Genomic DNA, 12,648 nt, shown 5'->3' with positions numbered 1-12,648 from the left:
GGTGATTTATTCTGTTGCCAAACCAGCCGGAGTATTGAGATAATTTTTAGTCTGACTCTCGCTCTATTGCATATGAGGTTTCAGTTCATGTCCTGCTGCGCTGGGTGTCTGCGAAGCGGGTTTACCATTAACGAATAGTCTTAGTAGTACCGAAAAAATGGCAGAGAAACGCAATATCTTTCTGGTTGGGCCTATGGGTGCCGGCAAAAGCACTATTGGGCGCCAGTTAGCCCAACAGCTCAACATGGAATTTTACGATTCCGATCAAGAAATTGAGAAACGCACTGGCGCAGATGTGGGTTGGGTCTTTGATGTAGAAGGCGAAGACGGCTTCCGCGACCGTGAAGAAAAAATCATCAATGAGTTGACGGAAAAACAGGGAATCGTGCTGGCAACCGGCGGTGGCTCTGTAAAATCCCGTGAAACGCGTAACCGTCTCTCCGCCCGCGGCGTGGTGGTGTACCTGGAAACAACTATCGAAAAGCAGCTTGCCCGTACGCAGCGCGATAAAAAGCGTCCTTTGTTACAAGTTGATGCGCCGCCTCGCGAAGTTCTGGAAGCGTTGGCAGATGAGCGCAATCCACTGTACGAAGAGATTGCTGATGTCACTATCCGCACTGACGATCAAAGCGCGAAAGTGGTAGCAAACCAGATTATTCATATGCTGGAAAGCAATTGATTCTGGCTTAATAAAGTGCGTCAGAGTAAAAGCAACTGAGGTGGACGTCGCGTTATGGAGAGGCTTACTGTAACCCTCGGGGAACGTAGTTACCCGATTACCATCGCGGCTGGTTTGTTTAACGATCCAGCTTCCTTCCTGCCACTGAAATCAGGCGATCAGGTTATGCTGGTCACCAATGAAACGCTGGCGCCGCTTTATCTGGATACCGTACGCTCCGTACTTGAGCAAGCGGGAGTAAAAGTCGATAGCGTGATTCTTCCCGACGGCGAGCAGTTTAAAAGCCTGGCGGTGATGGATACTGTTTTTACCGCGCTATTGCAAAAACCACACGGCCGCGACACGACGCTAGTGGCGCTCGGCGGTGGGGTGATCGGTGATTTAACCGGATTTGCCGCCGCCAGCTACCAGCGTGGCGTGCGCTTTATTCAGGTTCCTACCACTCTGCTGTCGCAGGTGGACTCTTCGGTGGGCGGCAAAACGGCCGTCAACCACCCTCTCGGTAAAAACATGATTGGCGCCTTCTGGCAGCCAGTTTCCGTTGTTGTCGATCTCAACTGCCTTAAAACGCTGCCGAAGCGTGAGCTCTCTTCCGGTCTGGCTGAAGTGATCAAGTACGGCGTGATTCTTGACGGCGAATTTTTCGACTGGCTGGAAAATAATATTGATGCACTGATGGCGCTGGATGAAAAAGCGATGGCGTACTGTATCCGTCGCTGTTGTGAGCTGAAAGCTGAAGTTGTCGCTGCCGACGAGCGCGAAACCGGGTTACGTGCTTTACTCAATCTTGGCCATACTTTTGGTCATGCTATCGAAGCTGAAATGGGCTACGGTAATTGGTTACATGGTGAAGCGGTTGCTGCCGGTATGGTGATGGCGGCGCATGCGTCCGAGCGTTTGGGGCGGTTTAATCCGCAGGATACGCAGCGAATTATCCATCTGCTGCAACGTGCAGGCCTGCCGGTGTGCGGGCCGCAGGAGATGACAGCTGACGCGTATTTGCCCCACATGATGCGTGATAAAAAAGTACTGGCAGGCGAGATGCGGCTGGTGCTACCCCTCGCGATAGGGAAGAGCGAGATACGCGGCGGAGTACCGCATGATGTTGTTCTTGGCGCGATTGCTGATGCTCAGCAGGCGCAACAATAAGAAGGTCTGGCCGCGTTCGCGCGGCGTTATCATTTCGGGTGACATGCAATAGTCGTGAGCATAAGCCTTTTAGTGGGGTGTTAAATGGATGAATTAAAACCAGAAGACGATATGAAAGCCGATCGCAGCGATCGTCGTACTGGTCGTTCTCGTCAGTCTTCAGAGCGTGATGCCGATCCGCAAATCAATTTTGATGATGTCGATCTTGATGATGCTGACGATGGTCGCCCGACGCGCGGCAGCAAAGCACGCCGTGAGCGCGATGAAGAGCAGTATGAAGAGTACGAAGAAGAAGTAGAGTCTGACGAAGGCGATGACGAAGAGCGTCAGGTTGAGCGTCGTCCGCGTAAGCGTAAGAAAGCGCCGGCAAAACCGGCCTCCCGTCAGTACATCATGATGGGCGTGGGCATCCTCGTTCTGCTGCTGCTGATCGTTGGCGTTGGTTCCGCGCTGAAATCACCATCCTCATCCAACGAGCAAACCGCTTCCGGCGAGAAGAGCATCAACTTGTCCGGAGATCAGGACAATAATACCCAGCCAGCGGCCCAGGACTCCTCTGCGGCAAACAACGCGCAATCGCAGGATGTCTCTCTGCCGCCCATCGCGTCTAACCCGACTCAAGGGCAGGCGACGGCTGAACCACAAGGGCAGCAGCGCGTTGAGGTTCAGGGTGACCTGAATAACGCGCTGACCCAGCAGCAGGGGCAAATTGATAGCGCGGTAGCCAACTCTACTCTGCCTACAGAACCTGCTACCGTTGCGCCGCTGCGCAATGGCGCCGCCCCGCGTCAGGCCACTACCGAGCGTCAGACGGCGGCAGCGCCGCGTCCGGCTGAGCGTAAGCATACGGTTATCGAACCAAAACCGCAGGCCACGGCGAAAGCGCCGACGCAGCCGAAACAGGTTCCGGTTCAGCCTAAGCGTACAGAAAGCGTCGCAGCTACGGCCCCGGCAAAAACTCAGCCGACCACTAAGCCTACCGCTACCGCACAGGCTAAACCGGCTGCGACTACCGCTCCTGCGGCGACCACCGCGACAGCATCTACTGCTCCGGCTGCGACTGCAGCTGCCGCTCCGGCAGCAACAGCGGCGACTACGGGTAAAAGCGCTGGTGATGTTGGTTCGATGAAGTCTGCGCCGTCCGGCCACTATACGCTGCAGCTCAGCAGCTCTTCTAACTACAACAACCTTAACAGTTGGGCGAAGAAAGAGAAGCTGGAGAAATATGTTGTCTACGAGACTACGCGTAACGGTCAGCCCTGGTATGTGCTGGTGAGCGGTATTTACGCTTCAAAAGATGAAGCGAAACGTGCCGTTGCTACGCTGCCAGCAGATGTACAGGCGAAAAATCCGTGGGCAAAACCGCTGCATCAGGTTCAGTCTGACCTGAAATAATGCCGCAGTGTAGTCTGAAGCGCTGGATGCTGTCGGAGCTTTCTCCACAGCCGGAGAATGTGTAATTAGTTAGGCAGCATGAAAAAGAATCGCGCTTTTCTGAAATGGGCAGGGGGCAAATACCCCCTGCTTGATGATATTAAAAAGCACTTGCCGCAGGGCGACTGCTTGATTGAGCCTTTCGTGGGCGCCGGGTCGGTATTTCTTAATACCGACTTTTCTCGTTATATCCTCGCTGATATCAATAGTGATTTGATCGATCTGTATAACATCGTCAAACTGCAAACCGATGAGTACGTTGCGGCGGCGCGAGAGATGTTTACGCCTGAGAACAACGTTGCTGAACAGTATTATCTGTTTCGCGACGAGTTTAACCAGAGCCAGGAGCCGCTGCGCCGCGCGGTGCTGTTCCTGTATCTGAACCGTCATGGCTACAATGGTCTGTGTCGCTACAACCTGCGCGGGGAGTTCAACGTACCCTTTGGCCGTTATAAAAAGCCCTATTTTCCCGAAGCTGAACTGTATCATTTCGCGGAGAAGGCGCAGCATGCCGAGTTTCATTGTGAATCTTATGAAGAGTGCATGAAGCGGGCAGATCACCGTTCCGTTGTTTACTGCGATCCGCCCTATGCGCCGCTGTCGTCAACGGCTAACTTCACGGCCTATCATACGAATAGCTTTAGCCAGGAGCAGCAGGAGCTGCTGGCTAAAAAAGCGGAATCGCTGATGAAAAAGCGTATTCCAGTGCTGATTTCCAACCATCGCACGCCGCTCACTCAGGAGTGGTATAAAAACGCCGCTGAGACGCATATTGTGAAGGTTCGACGCAGCATCAGCAGTAACGGTGGTACACGTAAGAAGGTGGACGAGCTTCTGGCTCTGTACCGTCCGCCCAAGACCAAATAAATTTCAAGGAGATGCGGATGAAGCAGTATTTGATTGCCCCTTCGATTCTGTCGGCTGATTTTGCCCGTCTGGGCGAGGATACCGCCAATGCGTTGGCTGCGGGTGCGGATGTTGTGCACTTTGACGTGATGGACAACCACTACGTGCCGAATCTGACCATTGGTCCGATGGTGCTGAAATCACTGCGAAATTACGGTATCACCGCGCCGATTGATGTGCATTTGATGGTCAAGCCGGTTGACCGCATCATCCCTGATTTTGCCGCCGCGGGCGCCAGCATCATTACTTTCCATCCGGAAGCTTCCGAACACGTTGACCGTACGCTGCAGCTTATCAAAGAGCACGGCTGTAAAGCCGGCCTGGTATTTAACCCGGCGACCTCCCTGAGCTACCTCGATTACGTGATGGATAAGCTGGATGTCATTCTGTTGATGTCCGTCAACCCTGGCTTTGGTGGTCAGTCCTTTATTCCGCATACCCTGGATAAACTGCGTGAAGTTCGTCGTCGCATTGATGAATCCGGCTACGACATCCGTCTGGAAGTGGATGGCGGTGTAAAAGTGAGCAATATCGCTGAGATTGCTGCTGCCGGTGCGGATATGTTTGTTGCTGGCTCGGCTATTTTCGATCAGCCGGACTACAAAAAAGTCGTTGAACAAATGCGTAGTGAATTAGCAAAGGTTAGCCATGGATAAGTTACACAACATTCGCGGTGTGGCGTTTGATCTCGACGGAACGCTGGTGGACAGCGCGCCGGGATTGACCGCTGCCGTTGATAACGCCCTGTATGCGCTGGAACTCCCGATGGCGGGCGAAGAGCGAGTCGTGACCTGGATTGGTAACGGCGCTGACGTACTCATCCAGCGGGCCCTGACCTGGGCTCGTCAGGAGCGCGCGACGCTCAGAGCGGCGCAGGGCAAACCTTCCGTCGATCATGATGATATCCCGCAGGCTGAGCAACAGGCCATTTTGCGCAAGTTGTTCGATCGCTACTATGGCGAAGTGGCGGAAGAGGGGAGCTTTTTGTTTCCTGCCGTTGCCGATACGCTGGGCGCGCTGCACGCAAAAGGCCTGCCGCTGGCGCTGGTGACCAATAAGCCAACGCCGTTTGTCGCGCCAATTCTGTCGTCGCTGGATATCGCCAAATATTTTACCGTTGTTATCGGCGGCGATGACGTAAAAAACAAAAAACCGCACCCGGAACCGCTGCTGATGGTCGCGGAGAAACTGGGGCTGGCGCCCGCAGAGCTGCTGTTCGTTGGCGACTCGCGCAATGATATTCAGGCCGCGAAGGCCGCCGGCTGCTGCTCTATCGGATTGACCTACGGCTACAACTACGGCGAGCCGATTTCGTTGAGTGAGCCGGATTATATCTTTGACCAATTTAATGAACTCTTGCCCGCTTTCGGGCTACCGTACAGTGAAAATCAGGAATAAAAAATGACCAAGCCCATCGTTTTTAGTGGCGCACAGCCCTCAGGTGAATTGACCATTGGCAACTATATGGGTGCGCTGCGTCAGTGGGTAAACATGCAGGACGATTACCACTGCATTTACTGCATCGTTGACCAGCACGCGATTACCGTCCGTCAGGATCCGCAGCAGCTGCGTAAGGCGACGCTGGATACGCTTGCGCTGTATCTGGCGTGCGGTATCGACCCGAAAAAAAGCACCATTTTTGTTCAGTCCCACGTGCCTGAGCATGCGCAGCTGGGCTGGGCGCTGAACTGCTACACCTATTTCGGCGAACTGAGCCGTATGACCCAGTTTAAAGACAAGTCATCGCGCTATGCGGAAAACATTAACGCCGGTCTGTTTGACTATCCGGTATTGATGGCTGCCGACATTCTGCTGTATCAGACTAACCAGGTCCCGGTTGGCGAAGACCAGAAGCAGCACCTGGAACTGAGCCGCGATGTCGCCCAGCGTTTCAACGCTATCTATGGCGACGTGTTTAAAGTTCCGGAACCGTTTATTCCCAAATCCGGCGCGCGCGTGATGTCGCTGCTGGAGCCGACCAAAAAGATGTCCAAGTCAGATGATAACCGCAACAACGTTATCGGTCTGCTGGAAGACCCGAAATCGGTAGTGAAGAAGATCAAACGCGCGGTCACCGACTCCGACGAGCCGCCGGTTGTTCGCTACGACATCCAGAACAAAGCGGGCGTTTCCAACCTGCTGGATATTCTCTCTGCGGTTACCGGTCAGAGCATTCCAGAGCTGGAGCAGCATTTTGAAGGCAAAATGTATGGTCATCTGAAGGGTGAGGTGGCAGAAGCCGTTTCCGGTATGCTGACCGAACTGCAGGAGCGCTATCACCGATTCCGCAGTGATGAAGCCTTCCTTAATCAGGTCATGAAAGAGGGCGCAGAGAAAGCCAGCGCTCGCGCTTCCGTGACCCTGAAAGCGGTTTACGAAGCGATTGGTTTCGTCGCCAAACCCTGATGGGTTAGGTGGTTGAGCAATAAAAGCCGGGTGCAAAACATCCGGCTTTTTCATTGGTAATCGCTGATGCCATATGATGCAGTGGTTCTGTAAACGCTCTGCATTTATTAGCGAGGAGCACTCGTTGATTGGCCGGAAAGCAGCGAGCCCGAAATGTCATTATTCGTATCGCTCATACACAATCATGACTTTCTTAATTGTACTGGTTTTTAGGCCGCATATAAAAAGGCCGGAATAATCCGACCTGATATTTTATTTCTGATCTGCTGCGGGTCCACAGCCGCCTATCATCTTGGAAATAGAAATTGCAGGATGAAGGAGATAGTCATAACTGCATGTTTTATTTTTGTTTTCAATGTGGCCGGTGCAGGCAGTGAGCGACGTGAGAACTGCCGCTAATGCAGCGAACCTGAGCATGTTTTTCATAAGATAATCCCTGTTGTATGATATATAATATATTTGACTTTCCATTGCTAATAAGAAACGGCTTTTGAGTCATTTCTTATTTTTGATTTAATAGGATTTTATTTTGGGTGTCAAATTTCCAAGGATTAAATTAACTTAATTGCTTTTTAAATATTATGGAATATATTTGCGGCAAGATTATGTTGAAAGAAAATATGGCCCAATATTAATGGTAATAGTGGGCCAGGAAGATTAGTGATTTGAGAACCAGTTCAGCTTGTCGCGCAGGCCGACAACGCGACCGACAATAATCAGCGCGGGGCTGGCCATTTGCTTCGCCAGAATATCCAGCTGTTCTAACGTACCGGTGACCACCTTCTGGGTTATCGCCGTGCCGTTCTCAACGATGGCAGCGGGCATATCCGCCGCCATGCCGTGGGCAATCAGTTTTTCCCGGATCGCCGGAGCCTGGTTCAGGCCCATGTAGAACACCAGGGTCTGTTTCTCTACCGCCAGGTTTTCCCAGTCCAGTTCGCCGCCGGTCTTAAGGTGGCCGGTGACCAGGCGCACGCCCTGGGCAAAATCCCGGTGAGTCAGGGGGATGCCGGAGTAGGCGGAACAGCCAGAGGCCGCGGTAATTCCCGGTACTACCGAGAAAGGAATACCCGCATGACACAAAGTTTCCAGCTCTTCGCCGCCGCGACCAAAGATAAACGGATCGCCACCTTTCAGGCGAACAACGCGTTTTCCACCCTGGGCTTCGCGCAGCAGAATCTGGTTAATCTCTTCCTGCGGTACGCAGTGGTAGCCCGAGCGTTTTCCCACGAAGACCCGATCGGCATCGCGGCGCACCAGATTCATGATGTCGTCGGAGACCAGGCGGTCATAAACCACTACATCGGCCTGCTGTATTTGCTGAAGGCCTTTGAGGGTCAGCAGTCCGGCGTCGCCAGGACCTGCGCCTACCAGCACTACTTCGCCGCGATGATCCAGCGGCTCGGTCAGCAGCTGCTCCGTAGCGTCCGCGACGGCCTGGCGGTCCTCGTTGGCCAGCGACTGCGCCAGCCTGTCGTTAACAAACAGCTTCTCCCAGAAGCGTCGGCGCTCGCCGACGGTGGCAAACTGCTTCTTCACCCTTGAACGCAGCTGACCTGCATAGTGGGCCAGCTGGCCTAAATGTAATGGCAGAACCGACTCGAGCTTTTCGCGCAGCAGGCGCGCCAGCACCGGCGAGGTGCCGCCGGAAGAGACGGCAACCATCAGCGGTGAACGGTCGATAATCGACGGCATAATAAAGCTGGCTTGCTGAGGCGCATCGACCACGTTGCAAAATATTCGCCTTTCTTCCGCTGATTCGCTGACCTGTTGATTAACCGCTTCGTTATCGGTAGCAGCGATGGCCAGCCAGCAGTTATCCAGCAGCGCAGGATTAAACTCGCCCTGGACCAGGGTTAGCATGTTTGCATCGGCCCATACCTGGAATTGCGGCACAAAATCCAGGGCATTAACCGTCAATCTGGCGCCAGCGTCCAGTAACAGGCGAGCTTTACGTTCAGCCACATCGCCGCCGCCGACTAACAAACAGTCACGATCGCGTAATTGGCAAAATATAGGCAAATGGTCCACGACATTCCCTCTTAATTATTGGCAGCAGCCTTAGAATCTGGCTATCAGGCTATTTTATTTGTCAGGTTGAACCTGGGCAGTGCTCACACAAAATTCATCGAGTTTTGAACGCCCTTTAGGGCGGCCCGAAGGGTGAGCGTAGCGAATCATCCTCACGTACTACGTGTACGTTCCGGTTGTTTCGCGCTGTCCGCGTTCAACCTGCCTTCACCGATTACGCCTACTGAGCCAGACTCTCAGTCTCGTTAGTTTTTTCCGGGGCGGGGCGCTCCGATTTCGGCGTAGCATACCAATAACCCAATCCCATAAATACGACACCGGACAAAGTATTGCCGAGTGTTACCCATAACAAATTGTGACCTATTCCCGCAAGGGTATACGCATCGCTGTGATGGCCAAACCAGGAGAGGGCAAAAAGCGTCATGTTGGCGACGGAGTGCTCATAGCCGGACGCGATAAACGCCAGTAGACACCACCAGATGGCGATAAATTTGGCCGCGCCCTCGGTACGAATCGCCATCCAGATCGCCAGACACACCAGCCAGTTACACAGCGCGCCTTTGAAAAAGAGCGCCATCGCGGATTGGCTGGTTTTTGCCAGCGCGACGGTATGCACGAGGCTGCTATCGACCGGCAGCAGGCTGCCGCTACCCCAGCAATACAGCAGCGCCACGAAAACCGAACCCAGCAGATTACCCATCCAGGTCTGGGGCAGAATCGCCCACATCTGACTCCGGCTGATGGTGCCCGCTTTCACGCCCAGCGTAAGGAACATGGTGTGGCCGGTGAACAATTCAGAGCCGGCGATAATCACCAGCGTTAACGCAATGCCAAAGGTGGCGCCCATCACCAGCGGGCGGACCGCAGGATCGAGCAGGTTGCCGAGGGTAAAAATAAGAATGATGCCGAGGCCGACATAGGCTCCCGCCATCATTGAGCTGACCCAGAAGCTGATTGGATTATTGGCCGAAAGGCGCGCAATGCGGGCGGCGTTGGCCGCGCACTTGTTTATTGTGTCCGTAAACATAGGATTTCCTTTAACACCTCATCCTTTGCGCTGCTTCCTGGTTGGCAGCCTTCGCGACGCAGCACAGATGATGTTGTGTCATCAATTGAAGGTAAAAAATTTAAAAAAAAGGGAGGCGTTGTGCCTCCCTTAAATTGCTTAACCGCGTAATTGCACGATGCCGTCTTTCACTCGGGCTTCATAGTGCGCCACCGAATGGCTTTCATCTTCCATACACAGGCCGTCACGCAGGCGGAAGCGCTGCTTTTTCAGCGGGCTGGCCACCCACAGCTCGCCCTGATGCTCGGCGATCAGGCCGCGAGAGAGGACGCTGGACTCGAAGAACGGGTCGATATTGCTAATCGCAAACACCTGGTCACCGTGATACGGGCGGAAAATCGCCACTTGTTTATCGCCTAACAGCGCGCAGACGCCGGTTTCCGGCAGGATGTCATCGAGTTTGCAGATATTTTTCCACTGGCTCATGCGTTTTCCTCCACCAGAGTTACCGGGATACGTTCGTACGGCGTGGCCGGGCGATGTTGCTCACGCTCAGGCACGACCTGGACGTTAGGGTCGCGCTTGTCGCTGTTGATAAAGTGTTTGAAGCGTACCTGGGCCGCTGGCGAGTTAACGGTTTCTGTCCACTCGCAGACTACCGCTGCACGCAGGCGAGCCATCTCTTCTTCCAGATGCTCGTTCAGTCCCAGCTTGTCGTCGATGATGACCGACTTCAGATAATCGATGCCGCCTTCCAGGTTATCTAACCACGGTGCGGTACGGGTCAGTTTGTCGGCGGTACGGATATAGAACATCATGAAGCGGTCGAGATATTTCATTAATGTTTCGCGATCCAGATCCGCTGCGAGCAGATCCGCGTGGCGGGGTTTCATACCGCCGTTACCGCAGACGTAAAGGTTCCAGCCTTTCTCCGTGGCGATGATGCCGACGTCTTTACCCTGAGCTTCCGCGCATTCGCGGGTACAGCCCGAGACGCCAAACTTCATTTTGTGCGGCGTACGGATGCCTTTGTAGCGGTTTTCCAGCTCTACGCCGAAGCCGACGCTATCGCCCACGCCGTAGCGGCACCAGGTGCTGCCTACGCAGGTTTTCGCCATTCGCAGCGCCTTAGCGTATGCGTGACCGGTTTCGAAGCCCGCGTCGATCAGCTGACGCCAGATTTCTGGCAGATCGTCTTTTTGTGCGCCAAACAGGCCGATACGTTGGGAGCCGGTGATCTTGGTATACAGGTTAAATTCACGAGCGATGCGGCCCACCGCCACCAGCCCTTCCGGGGTGATTTCACCGCCGGCAGAGCGGGGAACAACGGAGTAGGTGCCGTCTTTCTGGATATTGGCCAGGAAGTTGTCGTTGGTATCCTGCAGCGGGGTGTGCTGCGGTTTCAGAATATATTCGTTCCAGCAGGAGGCCAGCAGCGAGCCAACGGTCGGTTTACAAACCTCACAGCCGTAGCCTTTACCGTGTTTTGCCAGCAGCTCTTCAAAGGTTTTGATGCCTTCCACGCGGATGAGGTGGAACAGTTCCTGACGGGAGTACGCAAAGTGCTCGCACAGGTTATTGTTGACTTCGATGCCCTGTTTCGCCAGTTCGGCGTTGAGAACCTGAGTCACCAGCGGGATACAGCCGCCGCAGCCGGTGCCGGCTTTGGTTTCTGCTTTCAGCGCCGCCACGGTGTGGCAGCCTTTATTAATAGCGGCAATCAATGCGCCTTTGGTGACGTCAAAGCAGGAGCAAATTTGTGCGCTGTCCGGCAGTTTATCCACGCCAATTGACGGCTTACCGCTGCCCGCATGCGCCGGGAGGATCAGCGAGTCCGGGTTTTCCGGCAGTTCGATCGCATTGAGCACCAGCTGCAGCAGATTGCCGTAATCGCTGGTGTCGCCCACCAGCACCGCACCGAGCAGAGTTTTATTATCTTCACTCACGATGAGGCGTTTGTAGACCTCTTTGCTTTCGTCGAGGTAAACGTAGCTGCGCGCGCCTGGCGTGCGTCCGTGAGCGTCGCCAATCCCGCCGACGTCAACGCCCAGCAGCTTTAGCTTGGCGCTCAGATCCGCGCCTTCAAAGGCGTTTTCTGTTTTCAGGATATGGTCAACGGTAACCTGGGCCATTTTATAGCCCGGGGCGACCAGGCCATAAACGCGGTTATTCCAGCTGGCACATTCCCCGATGGCGTAGATATCCGGGTCAGAAGTCTGACAGGCGTCATTGATCACAATGCCGCCGCGTGGAGCGACTTCCAGACCGCACTGGGTGGCCAGCTTATCGCGCGGGCGGATACCGGTAGAGAAAACGATGAAGTCAACTTCCAGCTCGCTGCCGTCGGCAAAACGCATGGTTTTACGCGCTTCGCGTCCTTCCTGGACAATCTCTTTGGTATTTTTGCTGGTGTGCACCCGCACGCCCATGCTTTCAATCTTACGGCGCAGCTGTTCGCCGCCCATCTGATCCAGCTGTTCCGCCATCAGCATGGGGGCGAATTCAATGACGTGGGTTTCAACGCCGAGGTTTTTTAGCGCCCCAGCGGCTTCCAGGCCTAACAGACCGCCGCCGACGACGGCGCCGCGCTTGCTGCGACGGGCGCAGGCTTCAATAGCGTTCAGGTCTTCAATAGTGCGATAAACAAAGCAGTCCTGAGTTTCAGAACCTTTTATCGGCGGGATCCACGGATAGGAGCCGGTTGCCATAATCAGCTTGTCATAGAAAACGGTACGGCCTGCGCTGGAGTGGATGACCTTCTCCTGGCGGTTGATGGTAATGGCGCGTTCACCGACCAGTACCTTAACGCCGTGCTTCTCGTAGAAACCTTCCCGTACCAAAGAGAGCTCTTCGGCGGTATGGTGAGAGAAGTAGGAGGAGAGGTGTACGCGGTCGTAGGCGATACGGGGTTCTTCACAGAAGACGGTAATATCGAACAGGCTGGCGTCGGATTTATCAAGAAGGTCCTCAATAAAGCGGTGGCCGACCATACCATTACCAATGATAGCGAGTCTGACTTTGCTCATTTTTGCCTCGA

12 protein-coding genes are annotated in these 12,648 nt (G+C 54.3%); 7 read left to right on the top strand and 5 right to left on the bottom strand.

The annotated features are described in order from the left end of the window. Positions 1 to 157: 157 nt before the first annotated feature. The 7 genes from aroK to trpS all read left to right on the top strand — a co-directional run bounded on the left by aroK (position 158) and on the right by trpS (position 6,574). Positions 158 to 679 (top strand): shikimate kinase AroK, encoded by a 522-nt coding sequence (aroK, locus tag HMPREF3178_RS26110; RefSeq protein ID WP_004106441.1) that lies wholly within the window; start codon positions 158 to 160, stop codon positions 677 to 679. A 54-nt stretch (positions 680 to 733) separates the two neighbouring features. Then, positions 734 to 1,828, top strand: a complete 1,095-nt coding sequence (aroB, locus tag HMPREF3178_RS26105; RefSeq protein ID WP_017145321.1) for a 3-dehydroquinate synthase — start codon at positions 734 to 736, stop codon at positions 1,826 to 1,828. Between the two features lie 84 nt (positions 1,829 to 1,912). After that, positions 1,913 to 3,223, top strand: coding sequence for a cell division protein DamX (damX, locus tag HMPREF3178_RS26100; RefSeq protein WP_017145322.1), 1,311 nt, complete (start codon positions 1,913 to 1,915; stop codon positions 3,221 to 3,223). 78 nt (positions 3,224 to 3,301) lie between these two features. After that, on the top strand, positions 3,302 to 4,129 hold the full coding sequence (gene dam, locus HMPREF3178_RS26095) for an adenine-specific DNA-methyltransferase (RefSeq protein WP_004106438.1): 828 nt from the start codon (positions 3,302 to 3,304) through the stop codon (positions 4,127 to 4,129). Between the two features lie 17 nt (positions 4,130 to 4,146). Then, entirely contained in the window at positions 4,147 to 4,824 is a 678-nt protein-coding gene (gene rpe / locus HMPREF3178_RS26090) for a ribulose-phosphate 3-epimerase (protein WP_004106437.1), read from the top strand. Continuing rightward, positions 4,817 to 5,566, top strand: coding sequence for a phosphoglycolate phosphatase (gene gph / locus HMPREF3178_RS26085; protein WP_004106435.1), 750 nt, complete (start codon positions 4,817 to 4,819; stop codon positions 5,564 to 5,566). The genes rpe and gph overlap by 8 nt, the downstream gene beginning before the upstream one ends. Positions 5,567 to 5,569: 3 nt before the next feature. Next, the gene (gene trpS / locus HMPREF3178_RS26080) at positions 5,570 to 6,574 is read left to right on the top strand and encodes a tryptophan--tRNA ligase (protein WP_004115985.1); all 1,005 of its coding nucleotides are present in this window, start codon (positions 5,570 to 5,572) and stop codon (positions 6,572 to 6,574) included. Positions 6,575 to 6,826: 252 nt separating this feature from the next. Here trpS and HMPREF3178_RS26075 read toward each other — a convergent pair whose 3' ends face one another. The 5 genes from HMPREF3178_RS26075 to nirB all read right to left on the bottom strand — a co-directional run bounded on the left by HMPREF3178_RS26075 (position 6,827) and on the right by nirB (position 12,637). Further along, entirely contained in the window at positions 6,827 to 7,000 is a 174-nt protein-coding gene (locus HMPREF3178_RS26075; RefSeq protein WP_016810006.1) for a YhfL family protein, read from the bottom strand. A gap of 231 nt (positions 7,001 to 7,231) precedes the next feature. Beyond that, positions 7,232 to 8,605 (bottom strand): siroheme synthase CysG, encoded by a 1,374-nt coding sequence (gene cysG, locus HMPREF3178_RS26070; RefSeq protein WP_004106431.1) that lies wholly within the window; start codon positions 8,603 to 8,605, stop codon positions 7,232 to 7,234. A 220-nt stretch (positions 8,606 to 8,825) separates the two neighbouring features. Then, positions 8,826 to 9,632: a nitrite transporter NirC gene (gene nirC, locus HMPREF3178_RS26065; protein WP_004106428.1), complete on the bottom strand. Its 807-nt coding sequence runs from the start codon at positions 9,630 to 9,632 to the stop codon at positions 8,826 to 8,828. A 138-nt stretch (positions 9,633 to 9,770) separates the two neighbouring features. Then, positions 9,771 to 10,097 (bottom strand): nitrite reductase small subunit NirD, encoded by a 327-nt coding sequence (gene nirD, locus HMPREF3178_RS26060; RefSeq protein WP_004106426.1) that lies wholly within the window; start codon positions 10,095 to 10,097, stop codon positions 9,771 to 9,773. Further along, complete coding sequence (nirB, locus tag HMPREF3178_RS26055) at positions 10,094 to 12,637, bottom strand: NADPH-nitrite reductase large subunit (protein WP_017145323.1); 2,544 nt, start codon at positions 12,635 to 12,637, stop codon at positions 10,094 to 10,096. The genes nirD and nirB overlap by 4 nt, the downstream gene beginning before the upstream one ends. Between the last annotated feature and the right edge of the window lie 11 nt (positions 12,638 to 12,648).

Source organism: Klebsiella sp. HMSC09D12 (assembly GCF_001808475.1).
GTDB classification, from domain to species: Bacteria; Pseudomonadota; Gammaproteobacteria; order Enterobacterales; family Enterobacteriaceae; genus Klebsiella; species Klebsiella oxytoca.
This window is presented reverse-complemented; position numbering and strand designations above follow the sequence as displayed.

What these genes read in the sequence shown, in the direction of transcription:
- aroK (WP_004106441.1), top strand. Translation starts at nt 158, where the DNA reads ATGGCAGAGAAACGCAATATCTTTCTGGTTGGGCCTATGGGTGCCGGC.
- aroB (WP_017145321.1), top strand. Translation starts at nt 734, where the DNA reads ATGGAGAGGCTTACTGTAACCCTCGGGGAACGTAGTTACCCGATTACC.
- damX (WP_017145322.1), top strand. Translation starts at nt 1,913, where the DNA reads ATGGATGAATTAAAACCAGAAGACGATATGAAAGCCGATCGCAGCGAT.
- dam (WP_004106438.1), top strand. Translation starts at nt 3,302, where the DNA reads ATGAAAAAGAATCGCGCTTTTCTGAAATGGGCAGGGGGCAAATACCCC.
- rpe (WP_004106437.1), top strand. Translation starts at nt 4,147, where the DNA reads ATGAAGCAGTATTTGATTGCCCCTTCGATTCTGTCGGCTGATTTTGCC.
- gph (WP_004106435.1), top strand. Translation starts at nt 4,817, where the DNA reads ATGGATAAGTTACACAACATTCGCGGTGTGGCGTTTGATCTCGACGGA.
- trpS (WP_004115985.1), top strand. Translation starts at nt 5,570, where the DNA reads ATGACCAAGCCCATCGTTTTTAGTGGCGCACAGCCCTCAGGTGAATTG.
- HMPREF3178_RS26075 (WP_016810006.1), bottom strand. Translation starts at nt 7,000, where the DNA reads ATGAAAAACATGCTCAGGTTCGCTGCATTAGCGGCAGTTCTCACGTCG.
- nirC (WP_004106428.1), bottom strand. Translation starts at nt 9,632, where the DNA reads ATGTTTACGGACACAATAAACAAGTGCGCGGCCAACGCCGCCCGCATT.
- nirD (WP_004106426.1), bottom strand. Translation starts at nt 10,097, where the DNA reads ATGAGCCAGTGGAAAAATATCTGCAAACTCGATGACATCCTGCCGGAA.
- nirB (WP_017145323.1), bottom strand. Translation starts at nt 12,637, where the DNA reads ATGAGCAAAGTCAGACTCGCTATCATTGGTAATGGTATGGTCGGCCAC.